Here is a 14,240-nt window from a genome sequence, read left to right on the forward strand (position 1 = left end):
CCCCTGTGCTGAACGATCTCGACGAACGCATCGTGCACGCCCTCGCCGAGGACGCCCGCCGCTCCTACGCGGACATCGGGCAGATGGTCGGCCTGTCCGCGCCCGCGGTGAAGCGGCGCGTGGACCGGCTGCGGGCCACCGGAGCCATCACCGGGTTCACCGTCCGGGTGGACCCGGCGGCGCTCGGCTGGGAGACCGAGGGGTACATCGAGATCTACTGCCGGCGCAACACCTCGCCGGAGACCATCCAGCGGGGTCTGGAGCGCTACCAGGAGGTCGTGGCCGCGTCGACCGTCACCGGCGACGCGGACGCGATCGCCCAGGTCTTCGCCTCCGACATGCGCCACTTCGAGCGGGTGCTGGAGCGGATCGCCGGCGAGCCGTTCGTGGAGCGGACCAAGTCGGTCCTGGTGCTGTCCCCGCTGCTGCGCCGCTTCTCGTCGGGCGCCCCGGGCTAGGTCCGGGCGGTGTCCCGCTCGTCCCGGGGATGCCGGAGTGACTCCGGGTTACCGCAGGTCACCATTGCGGTGCGGGGTGAGGGTCCCGTAGGTTGTGCCGCACTTTCTACCGACTGGTAACACCGGCAGGTACTCCATGCGCTGGCCCCTCGGCCGTCCCACCACCGTCCGTGCGCGGATCGTGGCGCTCGCGCTCGCCCCGGCCGTCGCCCTGATGGCGCTGTGGAGCTTCGCCATGGTGTCCGTCACCGCCGAGTTGCGGGCGCTGGTCCGGCTCCAGGGCGTGTACGAAGACTTCGGCACCCCCGTGGACACCGCGATCGGGCAGATCCAGATCGAGCGCCGGATGTCCGCCGCCTACCTGGGCGCCCGCCCCGACCGGGCCGCCGCCGGGGACCTGCTCGGCCAGCAGCGCCGTACCGACCGGGCCGTCGACGCCATGCGGCAGGCGGTCCGGGGCGGCGACCGGGACCGGCTCACCCGGCGGCAGCGGCAGGCCCTCGACACCATGGTCACGGCGACGGACCGGCTGGAGAACATCCGCTCGCTCGTGCTGTCCCGGCGCATCTCCTGGGACCGGGCCGTGGACGAGTACAGCGCGCTCGTGGAGCCCGGCTTCGACGTGCAGTCCACGCTCACCGCCCTCCAGGCCGGGCAGCTCGCCCGCGAGGCGCAGGTCGTCATCGAACTGGTCCGGGTCCGCGAGTTCGTCTCCCGGGAGGACGCCCTGGTCGCCGGGGCGCGGGCGGCCGGCACGCTGACCGACCGGCAGTACGACACCCTCACCGCGACCATCGAGGACCGGCGCGTCTTCGAGCGGACCTACGTGCCCGACCTGCCCGCCGACTCGCGCGCTCTGTTCGACGAGTTCCGGCGCGGAGAGCTGCACCGTTCGCTGGTGCGCGGCGAGGACGCGCTGCTGCGGGCCGGTGCGGCCGGCGCCGGCAAGGCCGTCGCGGCGGACGCCTGGCGGTCGACCACCGACCACGCCGTGCAGCGGTACATGCGGATGTGCACGCGCTCGGCGGAGAACTCGGCGGCCCGCGGCCGGGCCTTCGCCTACCGGGAGCTGGCCAAGGCGGCCGTCGTGGGCGCGGCCGGGCTGGCCGCCGTAGGGCTGTCGCTCTGGTTCGCGGTGCGCGGGGCGCGGCGGATCTCCCGTCGGCTGGAGACCCTGCGGGACGCCGCCGACCTGCTGACCACGCGGCAACTGCCGGATGTCATGCGGCGGTTGAGCGCCGGCGAGGAGGTGGACGCGGTCGCCGAGGCGCCGCCGCTCGCCGCCGACGAGGTCCGCGACGACGAGATCGGGCAGGTCGGCCGGTCCTTCAACACCGCGCGGCTGGCCGCCATGGAGGCGGCCGTCCAGCAGGCCACCCTGCGCCGCGGGCAGTTCGCGGTGCTGCTCACCATCGCGCGCCGCAACCAGGCGCTGGTGCACCGGCAGCTGAAACTCGTCGACACGCTGGAGCGGCGCACCGACGACCCGGACGTGCTGCGCGAGCTGTTCCGCATCGACCATCTGACCACCCGCATGCGCCGGCACGCCGAGAGCCTGATCATCCTCTCCGGGGCCGCTCCCGGCCGCCGCTGGCGCCGGCCCGTGCCGCTCGCGGACGTCGTCGCCTCCGCCGTCAGCGAGATCGAGGCCTACGCGCGCGTGGTCGTGCCGCCGATGCCCGAGGTGGGCGTGGCTGCCGACGCGGTTGCCGACGTCGTCCATCTGATCGCCGAGCTGCTGGAGAACGCCACGGTGTTCTCGCCGCCGCACACCCAGGTGACCCTGCGCACCGGGCGGGCCGGCACCGAGTTCGTGGTGGAGATCGACGACCGCGGGCTCGGCCTCGACGCCGCCGCGCGCGCCGCCGCCCAGCGGACCCTCTGCGACCCCGACGCCTTCGACCCCACCCGGCACGACCGCCTCGGCCTCTACGTCGTCGCCCGCCTCGCCGCCCGCCACGCCATCGAGGTCACCCTCCAGGACTCCCCCTACGGGGGTACGACGGCGGTGGTCCGCCTGCCGGCGACGGTACTGGCCGACGGGGTACGGCAGCACCGGTCGGGGCCGGCCGAAACCCCCGGGGGCGTCGTGCGGCAACTGCCGACGCGGCGACGGACGGAGCCGGTGCCTGCGCCCCAGGAGAAGCCGCCGCTTCGGTCGGTACCGGGTGAAGAGGTGTCGCCGACGGGGGGCCATCGCGCGTCGGCGCCTGCCTCGGCGACGCAAGGGCCTGCCGAATCCCGGTCCGCGGGGGCTGCGGCCGTCGAGCCGGGGACCGCGTCGGACGCGCCTGCAGGGCCCCGCCCCAAGACGCCTGCCGGGCCCCAGCCCGCTGGATCCGACCCGGCGGCGGGTGCCGAGCCCCGGTTCGCAGGCGATGCGGGGGAGGCCGACCGGTCCCAGACCGAGCCCGGGGCCTTGCCGGCGCCCTCGGCCAGCGCCACCCCCACCCCCACGGCCCACCCTGCCCCCGCCCTCCCCACCCGCACCCGGCAGGCCTCGCTCGTCGCCGAGTTGCGGGAGGAGCCGGTTCGGGGCGCTGGGGCGGTGGGGCGTGAGGTGGGTGCCGAGGAGATGCGGGCGATCTTCGGGGCTTTTCAGCGCGGCCTGGACCGGGGGCGCAAGGGCCTGCCCCTGTCCCGTGACACCCAGGACGACGTGGAGACCGCGACCCACCCCGCAGACGAAGGGACGGACACCGACGATGCACGGTGACGAGCAGAACAGGGAGCAGCTCGCCGGGGTGCCCGGTACGGATCTCGGCTGGCTGCTGGACGACCTCGTGGACCGCACCGGCCACGTCCGCCAGGCCGTGCTGCTGACCGCCGACGGCCTCCCGCTCAGCAGTTCGGAGGGCATGCGCCGGCGGGACATCGAGCATCTGGCCGCCGTCTGCTCCGGCTTCCACGGGCTGGCCCGGTCCGCGGGGGAGCGGTTCGCCGCGGGGGAGGTGCGGCAGACCATGGTGATGCTGGACGACGCCTACCTCTTCATCACCCCGGCCGGGCACGGCAGCCGGCTCGCCGTGCTGAGCGAGGCCGGCACCGACGTCGGCCAGCTCGCCCACGAGATGGCCCTGCTGGTCCGCCGCCTCGGCCGCCACCTGGACGCCGCCACCCGCACCACCCCGTGACCCCGCGGTGAGCGACGAGCACTGGTACGAGGACGAGACCGGGCCGATGGTGCGCCCCTACACGGTGACCCGGGGCCGTACCCGGCCCGAGGGCCGGCACACGCTGGACCTGATGTCCCGGGTCACCGCGCTGGACACCGGCGAACCGGTCGCCGCCCTCGACCACGCCCCGGCCGCCCTGCTGGCCCTGATCCGCCGCGGCCCCCGTTCCGTGGCCGAGCTGGCCGCGGACGCCGACCTGCCCCTGACCGTCGTCCGCGTCCTCCTCGGCGACCTGGCCGACGCCGGTCTGATCCGTGTCGACGCGCCCCGCCGCCTCCCGGTCGCCGGGCCGGGCGCCGACCCGGGGCTGCTGCGCGAGATCGTGCAGCGGCTGCGGGAGCTGTAGCCGGTCGAACCGCAGGTCAGGCGTGTGTTCCAGGAGGAGCGGACGGGCCGTCGGCGCGGGGCGTCCCCGAGGCGGGCCCAGCCGTCGGCCGTGGGGACGCAACGAATCGCCGTCCGACCCCCGCCGCACGCAACGAACCGCGCACCGGCGCGCAACGGCTCCTGCTTGTCCGGCCGAGCGCGCCGACCGTACCTTCTTTCTGACCCCCAAACTTCCCGTTCCGGTGAGGATGCCCCATGCGCACCGCCCTGCTCCAGAGCTCCGGCCGCCCCGGTTCCGTCGCCGAGAACCTCCGGGTCCTCGACGAGGCCGCGGGCCGGGCCGCCGCCGCGGGTGCCGGGCTGCTGGCCGCGCCGGAGATGTTCCTCACCGGGTACGCGATCGGCGACGACATCGCCCGCCTCGCCGAGCCCGCCGACGGCCGCTCCGCCGACGCGATCGCCGAGATCGCCTCCCGGCACGGTCTGGCCGTCGTCTACGGCTACCCGGAGCGGGACGGTGAGACCGTCTACAACTCCGCCCAGATGGTCTCCGCCGACGGCACCCGGCTTGCGAACTACCGCAAGACCCACCTCTTCGGCTGCGCCGAGCGTGACCACTTCACCCCGGGCGAGCAGTCGCTCGTCCAGGCCCGGCTGGGCGGCCTGACCGTCGGCCTCATGATCTGCTACGACGTCGAGTTCCCGGAGAACGCCCGCGCCCACGCCCTGGCCGGCACCGACCTGCTCGTCGTGCCGACGGCGAACATGCACCCGTTCCAGTTCGTCGCCGAGGCCATGGTGCCGGTGCGTGCCTGGGAGAACCAGATGTACGTCGCGTACGTCAACCGGGTCGGCCCGGAGGGCGAGTTCGAGTTCTTCGGGCTCTCCGCCCTCGCCGGGCCCGACGGGATCGCCCGCAGCCGCGCCGGCCGTGGCGAGGAGCTCATCGTCGCCGACGTCGACCCCGCCTTCCTCGCCGCCTCCCGTGAGGCCAACCCGTACCTGAAGGACCGCCGCCCCGGTCTGTACGGGTCCCTCGTCTGAAACCCCTGAGCTTCCCCCCGAACTTCCCCCGAGTTCTTTCGTGCAAGGAGTCCGTACCCCATGACGTCCACGGTGCCCAACGCCGTCGAGCACACCGACGAGCAGCAGCCGCCGATCACCATGTTCGGCCCGGACTTCCCGTACGCCTACGACGACTTCCTCGCGCACCCGGCGGGCCTCGGTCAGATCCCGGCGACCGAGCACGGAACCGAGGTCGCGATCATCGGCGGCGGCCTGTCCGGCATCGTGGCCGCCTACGAGCTGATGAAGATGGGCCTCAAGCCCGTCGTCTACGAGGCCGACCAGATCGGCGGCCGGCTGCGCACGGTCGGTTTCGAGGGCTGCGACGACTCGCTGACCGCCGAGATGGGCGCGATGCGCTTCCCGCCGTCGTCCACCGCGCTCCAGCACTACATCGACCTGGTCGGCCTGGAGACCAGGCCGTTCCCGAACCCGCTGGCCGAGGCGACCCCGTCGACCGTGGTCGACCTCAAGGGCGAGTCGCACTACGCCGAGACGATCGACGACCTGCCCCAGGTGTACCGGGACGTCGCCGAGGCCTGGAACAAGTGCCTGGAGGAGGGCGCCGACTTCTCCGACATGAACCGCGCGATGCGCGAGCGGGACGTGCCGCGCATCCGTGAGATCTGGGCGAAGCTGGTCGAGAAGCTCGACAACCAGACCTTCTACGGCTTCCTCTGCGACTCGGAGGCCTTCAAGTCCTTCCGGCACCGCGAGATCTTCGGCCAGGTCGGCTTCGGCACCGGCGGCTGGGACACCGACTTCCCGAACTCCATCCTGGAGATCCTCCGCGTCGTCTACACCGAGGCCGACGACCACCACCGCGGCATCGTCGGCGGCTCGCAGCAGCTGCCGCTGCGCCTGTGGGAGCGTGAGCCGGAGAAGATCGTCCACTGGCCGTACGGCACCTCGCTCGCCACGCTGCACGAGGGCGGCAAGCCGCTGCCGGCCGTGACCCGGCTGCACCGCACCGCCGGCAACCGGATCACCGTGACCGACGCCAACGGCGACATCCGCACCTACCAGGCGGCGATCTTCACCGCCCAGTCCTGGATGCTGCTGTCCAAGATCGCCTGTGACGACTCGCTGTTCCCGATCGACCACTGGACCGCGATCGAGCGCACCCACTACATGGAGTCCAGCAAGCTCTTCGTGCCCGTGGACCGGCCGTTCTGGCTGGACAAGGACGAGGAGACGGGCCGGGACGTCATGTCGATGACGCTCACCGACCGCATGACCCGAGGCACCTACCTGCTGGACGACGGCCCGGACAAGCCCGCCGTGATCTGCCTGTCCTACACCTGGTGCGACGACAGCCTGAAGTGGCTGCCGCTGTCCGCGAACGAGCGGATGGAGGTCATGCTGAAGTCGCTCGGCGAGATCTACCCGAAGGTCGACATCAGGAAGCACATCATCGGCAACCCGGTGACGGTCTCCTGGGAGAACGAGCCCTACTTCATGGGGGCGTTCAAGGCCAACCTGCCCGGTCACTACCGCTACCAGCGGCGCCTGTTCACGCACTTCATGCAGGACCGGCTGCCCGAGGACAAGCGGGGCATCTTCCTCGCCGGCGACGACATCTCCTGGACGGCCGGCTGGGCCGAGGGTGCCGTCCAGACGGCGCTGAACGCGGTGTGGGGCGTCATGCACCACTTCGGCGGCACGACCGACGCGGCGAACCCGGGCCCGGGTGACGTCTACGACGAGATCGCGCCGGTGGAGCTTCCCGAGGACTGACCCGGGAGATCGACCAAGGCGCGGGCGGCCGGCCACAGACTCCGGCCGCCCGCGCCTTTTTCACGCCCGTGGAGTCTCAGTCGGCCAGCGGTGTCAGCAGCATCCGGCCCGCGAACCCGACCGCCGCGTCCAGCCGTTCGGCGAACTCCTCGGCCACGTCGGCGCAGTGCCGCAGCGCCCACAGCGCCCGGGCCGCGGCCCAGGTGGCGTCCCGCGCCCGCTCCAGGCTCCAGGAGCCCAGCAGATGGGTGAGCGGGTCGGCGATCTGGAGCAGGTCGGGGCCCGGCATCAGATCCTCGCGGATGCGCTCCTCCAGTGACACGAGGAGATCGCCCACGCGGTCGAACTCGTCCTCCAGATCGGCCGGTTCGCAGCCGAGCGTCCGGCAGGCGTCGATCACGGCCAGCGCCAGGTCGTGCCCGATGTGGGCGTTGATACCGGCCAGCGCGAACTGCAGCGGCCGTACCCCGGGATGGCGGCGGAGCTGGAACAGCGGTCGCCAGCAGGCGGGCGGGCGGCGGTCCGCGGCCGCCGCCTCGACCGCGGCCAGGTACCGCTCGGCGAACCGTACGTCCAGGGCGGTCGCCGCGCGCGGGTCCGGGAACCGCCCGGCGTCCAGGCGGCGGTCGATCTCCTCGGTGACGGCGAGGTAGACGCGGTTGAACACGGCGACACCGTCCCGTGCGGGCAGGGCCGCGTCGAGCGCGCGCATCCGCGCGACGACGGCGTCGACGGGGGCGGTGAGGTGTTCCAACTGGGCCATGGGGGAAGGGTCCCAGCCCGGGGCCGGCCGGCGTGCCGACCGGCCCGGTGCTTCGCCGGAACGGGGGAACCCCGGGTCACGGCTCGGCGCGCGGCGTCCGTGTGCCCGGCTCCCCGTCCGCCTCCCTGCCGTAGGCGGAGGTGCCTTCGTCCAGCAGCGGTTCCTGCTGCTTGAGATGGGCCGGTGCGAAGGCGCGCAGCGCGTGGTAGCCGGTGATGACGACCAGGGTGCCGAGGGCGATGCCGCTGAGCGAGAAGGTGTCGGTGAACTTCATGGTGACGTTGCCGACGCCGATGATGATGCCCGCGGCGGCCGGCACCAGGTTCAGCGGGTTGCGCAGGTCCACCTTGGCGTGCAGCCAGATCTGCGCGCCGAGCAGGCCGATCATGCCGTAGAGGATCACGGTGATGCCGCCGAGGACACCGCCAGGGATCGCGGCGACGACCGCGCCGAACTTCGGGCAGACGCCGAAGAGGAGCGCGAAGCCGGCGGCGGCCCAGTAGGCGGCGGTGGAGTAGACGCGGGTCGCGGCCATCACGCCGATGTTCTCCGAGTAGGTGGTGTTCGGCGGTCCGCCGACGGCCGTCGACAGCACCGAGGCGAAGCCGTCCGCCGAGATCGCCGTACCGAGCTTGTCGTCCAGCGGGTCGCCGGTCATCTCGCCGACCGCCTTGACGTGGCCCGCGTTCTCGGCGACCAGGGCGATGACCACCGGCAGCGCGACCAGGATCGCCGACCACTGGAAGGACGGTCCGTGGAAGTGCGGCAGGCCGATCCAGTCGGCCTTGGAGACGCCGGAGAGGTCCAGCCGCCAGTGGTCGGTGACCTTGCCGCTCGGGCTCGTCGAGTGGATGCGGCCGAAGACGCGGTCGGACGCCCAGGAGATGCCGTACCCGAAGACCAGGCCCAGGAAGATCGCGATCCGGGACCAGAATCCGCGCAGACAGACCACCGCCAGGCCCGTGAAGAGCATGACGAGCAGGGCCGTCCACTGGTCCTGCGGCCAGTAGGTGGACGCGGTCACCGGGGCCAGGTTGAAGCCGATCAGCATGACGACCGCGCCGGTGACGATCGGCGGCATGGCGGCATGGATGATCCGCGCGCCGAAGCGCTGCACGGCGAGGCCCACCAGGAACAGCACCACGCCGACGACGAGGACCGCGCCGGTGACGGTGGCGCTGGTGCCGCCCTGGGCGCGGATGACGGCGGCCACGCCCACGAACGACAGGGAGCAGCCCAGGTAGCTCGGCACCCGGCCGCGGGTGGCGAGCAGGAAGATCATGGTCGCCACGCCCGACATCATGATCGCCAGGTTCGGGTCGAGGCCCATGAGTACCGGGGCCACGAAGGAGGCGCCGAACATCGCGACCACGTGCTGGGCGCCCAGGCCCACGGTGCGGGGCCAGGAGAGCCGTTCGTCGGGGCGTACCACCGCTCCGGGTGCGGGCGTGCGCCCGTCACCGTGCAGCTTCCAGCGCACGCCGAGGTCCATGGTGGGGTTTCGCTTTCTCTGTACGTGAAGAGGTCCGAACCATTGTCAGGGGTACCGGGCGGCTTCACGCTCCGCCTGTGCCACCGCCGGGCCGGGCTGCTGAGCGGTCGCTTAGTATGATCGGGTACGGGGGTGTCGCCACCCCGCCAGCGCTGCTCCAGGAGCCCTTCCCGTGACCGCCGAAGCCCCGACCGCCCCCGCCGTCTCCCACGGCCGGCTGATCCCCGTCACCGTCCACTTCGACGACCTCGACGCGCTCGGGCTGCTGCACAACGCCCGCTACCCCCTGATGGTCGAGCGCGCCTGGACCGAACTGTGGCAGGCGCACGGCGTCCGCTTCGACGGTGACTGGGCGGCGGCCGGCGACGCCTGCAACGCGGTCAAGGAACTGCGCATCACCTACGAGGCCCCGGTCACCAGCCCCGGCACCTACGCCGTCCACCTCTGGCTGGAACGGCTCGGCACCACCGGGCTCACCTACGGCTTCCGGTTCTGCTCGGCCGACGGGACCCGGACCTACGCCCACGGCACCCGGGTGCTGGTCCGCCTGGACGCGACGACCATGCGCCCCGCCCCCTGGAGCGAGACCTTCAGGGCCGCGGGTCGGGAACTGCTGCGGCCCGCGGACTGACCTCCCGGCCGCCCCCGCGCTCGGCGGTGCGCAGCACGCCCGCGAACACCGCGAGCCCGCAGGCCAGCACCGTCACCACCGCGAAGGACACCACCAGGCTGGTCGCCTGGGCCACCCCGCCGATCAGGCTCGGCGCGATCAGGCCCGAGGTGTAGGTGATGGTCGCCACTCCCGCGATGGCCTGGCTGGGGTTGGGCCCGGCGTGCCCGGCCGCCGCGAAGCAGAGCGGGACGACCACCGCGATGCCGAGGCCCATCAGCGCGAACCCGGCCATCGCCACCGCCGGATGCCCGGCGAGCACGACCAGCAGCCCGCCCAGCCCGGCCAGGACACCGCCGGCCCGTACGGTGCGGACCGCGCCGAAGCGGTTCACCACCGCGTCCCCGGCGATCCGGGCGACCGCCATGGTCAGCATGAACCCGGTCGTGGAGGCCGCCGCCAACCCGGCCGAACCGTCCAGCCGGTCCCGCAGGTACACCGCCGACCAGTCCAGGCTGGCGCCCTCCGCGAACACCGCGCAGAAGCCGATCGCGCCGATCAGCAGCGCCGAGCGCGGGGGCAGCGCGAACCGCGGCGGCGGCTCCTCGTCCTCGGCGGGCTGGAGGTCCAGCACCCAGGCGCAGACCACGAACCCGAGCACGGTGAGGACGGCCGCCGCGAGCGCGAAGTGCAGGCGCGCGTCCGAGCCGAGATGCGCGGCGAGGGTGCCGGCCGCCGACCCGGTCAGGGCGCCCGCGCTCCACATGCCGTGCAGCCCCGACATGATCGACTTGTTGAGCCGCCGCTCGACCTCCACGCCGAGCGCGTTCATCGCGACGTCGGCCATGCCCGCGGACGCGCCGTAGGTGAACATCGCCAGGCACAGGGTGAGGAGGTTCGGCGCGACCGACGGCAGCACCAGGGACAGCGTCCACAGTGCGAGCAGCCCGCGCAGCGCCGTACGGCTGCCGAAGCGGTGGCTGATCCGGCCCGCCAGCGGCATCGCGCAGGAGGCGCCGAACGCCGTGAAGGCCAGCGCGAAACCCAGCTGGCCCGTGCTGAGCGAGGCATGTTCCTGGACCCACGGCACGCGGGTCGCGAACGAGCCGGTCACGGCGCCGTGCACGGCGAACACGGCCGCCACGGCGTACCGGGCGCGCCTTGTCTCGTCGGGCGCGTGCGTCACGTCACTCACGATGCTGTCCTCCCCCGGGAGTGCCCGTCCCCGCTCCACTGCAACGCGCCGTAAACTATCAGGAACCCTGCCTGATAGATAGCGGTCGCAGCGGGCAGGTGATCTGGGAGGATCCCGTCATGCCCGCATCACCCAGTACCGCCCGGGCCATCAACGACCGGCTGGCCCTGCGGCTGTTGCAGCAGGAAGGCCCGCTCACGGCAGGGCAGTTGAAGCAGCTCACCGGACTGTCCCGGCCGACGGTCGCCGACCTGGTCGACCGGCTCACGGCCTCCGGGCTGATCACGGTGGTCGGCGAGTCCGGCGCCCGGCGCAGGGGGCCCAACGCCCGGCTCTACGGCATCGTCGCCGACCGCGCCCACCTCGCCGCGCTCGACGTCCGCACCCAGGGCGTCCTCGTCCTCGTCTCCGACCTGCTCGGGCGGGTGCTGGCCGAGGCGTCCGTGCCGATCGGCGGGGACACCGGGACCGGTCCGGCCGTGGAGCAGGCGGTGGCCGCGGTGGAACGGGCCCTGAAGGAGGCCGGCACCGACCGGCTGCACACCGTCGGCATCGGAGCGCCCGGCCTCATCGACCCCGCCACCGGGGACCTGCGCGACTCGGCCGGGCTGCCCGCCTGGCACCGCAGCCTGGCCGCCGCCCTCCAGGACCGGCTGCCCGGCGCCCGGGTCACCGTCGAGAACGAGACCAACCTGGCCGCCCTCGCCGAACAGCGCGAGGGCGCCGCCCGGGACCGGGACACCTTCGTCCTGCTCTGGCTCGGCCACGGCGTCGGCGCCGCGGTCGTCCTGGACGGCACCCTGCGCCGCGGGGCCTCCGGCGGCACCGGCGAGATCGGCTTCCTCCCGGTCCCGGGCACGGACGCCCTCCCCGCGGCGACCGACTGCGCCGGCGGCTTCCACTCCCTGACGGGGGCGGCAGCGATCGCGACCCTGGCGACCCGGCACGACCTCCCGACCCCGCCTTCGCCGGACGGGCCGGGGGCGGCGGAGGTGGTACGGGCGGCTGTGGCGGAGGTGACGGGGGCGCTCGGGACGGCGGAGCCCGGGGATGCGGCGCGGGGCGCGGTGGGCGCGCCGCGCTCTGCCGGTCGGCCCGGGTCGGCGCGGGCGGGAGACCAGCCCGGCTCTGTCGCTCAGGGGGCGTCGGCGCAGGCGGCCGGTGCGGTGCGGGCCGCGGTCGGCGCACCGGGCCCTGTCACCCTGCCGGCCGCTGCCCGCGCCGCCTCGGGGGAGCCGGGTGCGGGCACCCTGTCCGCGGATGGTCCCGCCGCTCGCTTCCTGCGGGCCCTGGCCGATCGGGTCGCCGTCGGTGTCGCCTCCGTGGTGGCCGTTCTGGACCCCGGCTGCGTGGTGCTCGGCGGCGAGGTCGGGCAGGCCGGGGGAGCGGTGCTCGCCGGGCTGGTGGAGGAACGGTTGCGCCGGATGTCGCCCCTGGTCACCGAGGTGCGCGCCAGCAGCCTCGGTGGGACGGCCGTACTACGCGGAGCGCTCCTCACCGCCCGGGAGCGGGCGCAGGACGAGCTGTTCGGGCCGCCGGAGCGAGTGGGCGGGTGACCCCGGGACTGCGATGGCTCGTGCGGCTGTCGCCCGCCCGGGGGCGGCGCGACAGGACGAGCTGTCGCGCCGCCGGAGGCGTGCGGGCGCGTCAGGGCCGCGGTGGCGCTTCCGCTACCGCCCGCGGGAGCCGGCGCAGGGCGAGTCGTTCGCGGCGCCCGGGCGGGCCGGCGGGTGGGGTCAGGGCCGTGGCGGGTCTTGCGGTTGCCACGGGGCCCAGGGGAGTGCCTCCCGCCAGCCCGGTCGGCCGAAGGCCCAGGCCTGCACCACCTCGGCCACGGGCTCGACGGCGAACGTGTCGCTCTCGCGCGGCACCCGGGCCTGGAAATGCAGGTCCGGGCCGCCCTCGCGGTACTCCATCCGGTAGCTCAGGTCGTCGTCGAGGTACACCTGCATGTAGTGCTGGTCGGCGGGTTCCCGGTCGAGCCGCTCCACGATGAGGAACCGCCAGGTCAGGCTCATGTCGGCCAGCAGATCATGGAGTTGGTCGGCGGTGGGGTCGTCCCAGGCCGTCCCGTCCCACTCGATCGCGCGGATCACCGGTGCCGTCATGCGGGCGACTGTACCGGCCCCCGCCCGAACCGCCGCTCCAGGTACTCCTCGAAGGTCACCTCGCCCACCGCCCGCTCCGGCGCCAGATGCCACCCCGCACGGAAGGCCCGGTACGTCTTCCCGGCCAGCGGCACCCGCACCACCGGCCGGCGCCGGCCCGTCGCCCGCAGATACGCGCGGGCCAGCGAGTCGAACGTACGGACCTGCGGGCCGGCCAGGTCCGGCACCCGCCCGGCCGGTGCCCCGAGCGCCAGCTCCGCCAGCCGTTCGGCCACCTCGGCCACCTCGACCGGCTGGTCCGGCACCCCCGCCGGGACCGCCAGCACCGGCAGCCTGGCCAGGCCCTGGAGCAGGGTGACCACCAGGTCGTGGAACTGGGTCGCCCGCAGCACGGTCCAGCCGAGCCCGGACTCCTCGACCAGCCGTTCCACGGCGAGCTTGCTCCGGTAGTAGCCGAACGGCACCCGGTCCACGCCGACGATGGAGATGTACACCAGCCGGCCCACCCCGGCCCCGCGGGCCGCCGCGAGCAGATTCCGGGCGGCCTGTTCGTCGCCTCCCCGGGGCGTGCTCGCGCAGTGCACGACCGTCTCCGCCCCGGCCAGCGCCGCGTCCAGGCCGGCACCGCCCGTGCGCAGGTCGACGGCGTACGGCCGGGTGTGCCGGCTGAGCACCCGTACCTCGTGGCCGTCCGCCCGCAGCCGCTGCGTGACGAGCCGGCCGAGCGTTCCGGTTCCGCCGGTCACCAGGATCGTGGTCATGCCGTTCTCCGTCCCCTCGGACACCGGGGCACTCCCGTGCGGAGTGCCCTTCGTCGACTGGGACAGGCCGGAGCCCCGGAAATGTGACACAGCCCGGCCAGGAACCCTGGCGGCCCGGCGGCGGGCAAGGGCCGTCGTCACCGCCGCCGGGCCCGTCCGCACCCTAAAAGGACTAGACCAGTACGGTCAATGGGTCCGGACCAAGCTCAACGCTCCTCTGGTACCGGCCAGTTGACCGGCACGGTTGCGCCACGCGAAACCAGCGGCACGCACTGTGAGCGAACCCACATCGATCACCCACCTGGAGGAGTACCGGGCGTGGCACACTGGCCTCGTACCAGAAGCAGCGCACTCCGGGGTCGGTGAAAGTCCGAACCGGCGGTTACAGTCCGCGACCCGGTCGCTTCCAGCGGCCGGTTGACCAGGTGAAATTCCTGGACCGACGGTTAAAGTCCGGATGGGAGGCAGTGCGCGGCGGGCGGGCATGCGTTTTCCGTGTGCGCGCCGCCGTATCGGGATTCGTCCGTGTCCGGACGTGTCCGTTCCGG

13 protein-coding genes and 1 riboswitch are annotated in these 14,240 nt (G+C 73.6%); of the genes, 8 read left to right on the forward strand and 5 right to left on the reverse strand.

Annotation, left to right across the window (positions count from 1 at the left end; all coding sequences use genetic code 11):
* Nucleotides 1-5: 5 nt before the first annotated feature.
* The 6 genes from ACIP4Y_RS25725 (at nt 6) to ACIP4Y_RS25750 (ending at nt 6,763) form a co-directional block, all read left to right on the forward strand.
* Entirely contained in the window at nt 6-458 is a 453-nt protein-coding gene (locus ACIP4Y_RS25725) for an Lrp/AsnC family transcriptional regulator (RefSeq protein WP_030343799.1), read from the forward strand.
* Between the two features lie 136 nt (nt 459-594).
* Complete coding sequence (locus ACIP4Y_RS25730; protein WP_401397692.1) at nt 595-3,174, forward strand: nitrate- and nitrite sensing domain-containing protein; 2,580 nt, start codon at nt 595-597, stop codon at nt 3,172-3,174.
* On the forward strand, nt 3,164-3,592 hold the full coding sequence (locus tag ACIP4Y_RS25735) for a roadblock/LC7 domain-containing protein (RefSeq protein ID WP_401397695.1): 429 nt from the start codon (nt 3,164-3,166) through the stop codon (nt 3,590-3,592). The genes ACIP4Y_RS25730 and ACIP4Y_RS25735 overlap by 11 nt, the downstream gene beginning before the upstream one ends.
* 7 nt (nt 3,593-3,599) lie before the next feature.
* On the forward strand, nt 3,600-3,980 hold the full coding sequence (locus tag ACIP4Y_RS25740) for a DUF742 domain-containing protein (RefSeq protein ID WP_401397698.1): 381 nt from the start codon (nt 3,600-3,602) through the stop codon (nt 3,978-3,980).
* A 236-nt stretch (nt 3,981-4,216) separates the two neighbouring features.
* A complete protein-coding gene (locus ACIP4Y_RS25745; RefSeq protein ID WP_401397701.1) occupies nt 4,217-5,005 on the forward strand; it encodes a carbon-nitrogen hydrolase family protein in 789 nt (262 codons plus the stop codon).
* 60 nt (nt 5,006-5,065) lie between these two features.
* Nucleotides 5,066-6,763 (forward strand): flavin monoamine oxidase family protein, encoded by a 1,698-nt coding sequence (locus tag ACIP4Y_RS25750; protein ID WP_401397704.1) that lies wholly within the window; start codon nt 5,066-5,068, stop codon nt 6,761-6,763.
* A gap of 76 nt (nt 6,764-6,839) precedes the next feature.
* On the opposite strand, the gene ACIP4Y_RS25755 is transcribed toward ACIP4Y_RS25750, so the two are convergent.
* Nucleotides 6,840-7,526, reverse strand: coding sequence for a DUF5995 family protein (locus ACIP4Y_RS25755; RefSeq protein ID WP_401397707.1), 687 nt, complete (start codon nt 7,524-7,526; stop codon nt 6,840-6,842).
* Nucleotides 7,527-7,602: 76 nt separating this feature from the next.
* A complete protein-coding gene (locus tag ACIP4Y_RS25760; protein ID WP_401397710.1) occupies nt 7,603-9,018 on the reverse strand; it encodes a uracil-xanthine permease family protein in 1,416 nt (471 codons plus the stop codon).
* A 172-nt stretch (nt 9,019-9,190) separates the two neighbouring features.
* Here ACIP4Y_RS25760 and ACIP4Y_RS25765 point away from each other — a divergent pair, with 172 nt between their 5' ends.
* Nucleotides 9,191-9,649 carry an acyl-CoA thioesterase gene (locus tag ACIP4Y_RS25765; RefSeq protein WP_401397712.1) on the forward strand — a complete coding sequence of 153 codons (459 nt, stop codon included), beginning with the start codon at nt 9,191-9,193 and terminating at the stop codon, nt 9,647-9,649.
* Here the strand turns inward: ACIP4Y_RS25765 and ACIP4Y_RS25770 are convergent.
* Nucleotides 9,609-10,823 carry an MFS transporter gene (locus ACIP4Y_RS25770; protein ID WP_401397715.1) on the reverse strand — a complete coding sequence of 405 codons (1,215 nt, stop codon included), beginning with the start codon at nt 10,821-10,823 and terminating at the stop codon, nt 9,609-9,611. The genes ACIP4Y_RS25765 and ACIP4Y_RS25770 overlap by 41 nt on opposite strands.
* Nucleotides 10,824-10,942: 119 nt before the next feature.
* Here ACIP4Y_RS25770 and ACIP4Y_RS25775 point away from each other — a divergent pair, with 119 nt between their 5' ends.
* Nucleotides 10,943-12,379, forward strand: a complete 1,437-nt coding sequence (locus ACIP4Y_RS25775) for an ROK family transcriptional regulator (RefSeq protein WP_401397718.1) — start codon at nt 10,943-10,945, stop codon at nt 12,377-12,379.
* A gap of 180 nt (nt 12,380-12,559) precedes the next feature.
* On the opposite strand, the gene ACIP4Y_RS25780 is transcribed toward ACIP4Y_RS25775, so the two are convergent.
* Together ACIP4Y_RS25780 and ACIP4Y_RS25785 are read right to left on the reverse strand one after the other, a co-directional pair.
* Nucleotides 12,560-12,931: a hypothetical protein gene (locus tag ACIP4Y_RS25780; RefSeq protein ID WP_401397721.1), complete on the reverse strand. Its 372-nt coding sequence runs from the start codon at nt 12,929-12,931 to the stop codon at nt 12,560-12,562.
* A complete protein-coding gene (locus ACIP4Y_RS25785; RefSeq protein ID WP_401397724.1) occupies nt 12,928-13,692 on the reverse strand; it encodes an SDR family oxidoreductase in 765 nt (254 codons plus the stop codon). The genes ACIP4Y_RS25780 and ACIP4Y_RS25785 overlap by 4 nt, the downstream gene beginning before the upstream one ends.
* Before the next feature lie 344 nt (nt 13,693-14,036).
* Nucleotides 14,037-14,167, forward strand: a riboswitch (FMN riboswitch).
* The last annotated feature ends 73 nt before the right edge of the window (nt 14,168-14,240 follow it).

Source organism: Streptomyces sp. NPDC088810 (assembly GCF_044750305.1).
Classification (GTDB): Bacteria; Actinomycetota; Actinomycetes; order Streptomycetales; family Streptomycetaceae; genus Streptomyces.

What these genes read in the sequence shown, in the direction of transcription:
- ACIP4Y_RS25735 (WP_401397695.1), top strand. Translation starts at nt 3,164, where the DNA reads ATGCACGGTGACGAGCAGAACAGGGAGCAGCTCGCCGGGGTGCCCGGT.
- ACIP4Y_RS25775 (WP_401397718.1), top strand. Translation starts at nt 10,943, where the DNA reads ATGCCCGCATCACCCAGTACCGCCCGGGCCATCAACGACCGGCTGGCC.
- ACIP4Y_RS25785 (WP_401397724.1), bottom strand. Translation starts at nt 13,692, where the DNA reads ATGACCACGATCCTGGTGACCGGCGGAACCGGAACGCTCGGCCGGCTC.
- ACIP4Y_RS25760 (WP_401397710.1), bottom strand. Translation starts at nt 9,018, where the DNA reads ATGGACCTCGGCGTGCGCTGGAAGCTGCACGGTGACGGGCGCACGCCC.
- ACIP4Y_RS25730 (WP_401397692.1), top strand. Translation starts at nt 595, where the DNA reads ATGCGCTGGCCCCTCGGCCGTCCCACCACCGTCCGTGCGCGGATCGTG.
- ACIP4Y_RS25745 (WP_401397701.1), top strand. Translation starts at nt 4,217, where the DNA reads ATGCGCACCGCCCTGCTCCAGAGCTCCGGCCGCCCCGGTTCCGTCGCC.
- ACIP4Y_RS25780 (WP_401397721.1), bottom strand. Translation starts at nt 12,931, where the DNA reads ATGACGGCACCGGTGATCCGCGCGATCGAGTGGGACGGGACGGCCTGG.
- ACIP4Y_RS25750 (WP_401397704.1), top strand. Translation starts at nt 5,066, where the DNA reads ATGACGTCCACGGTGCCCAACGCCGTCGAGCACACCGACGAGCAGCAG.
- ACIP4Y_RS25755 (WP_401397707.1), bottom strand. Translation starts at nt 7,526, where the DNA reads ATGGCCCAGTTGGAACACCTCACCGCCCCCGTCGACGCCGTCGTCGCG.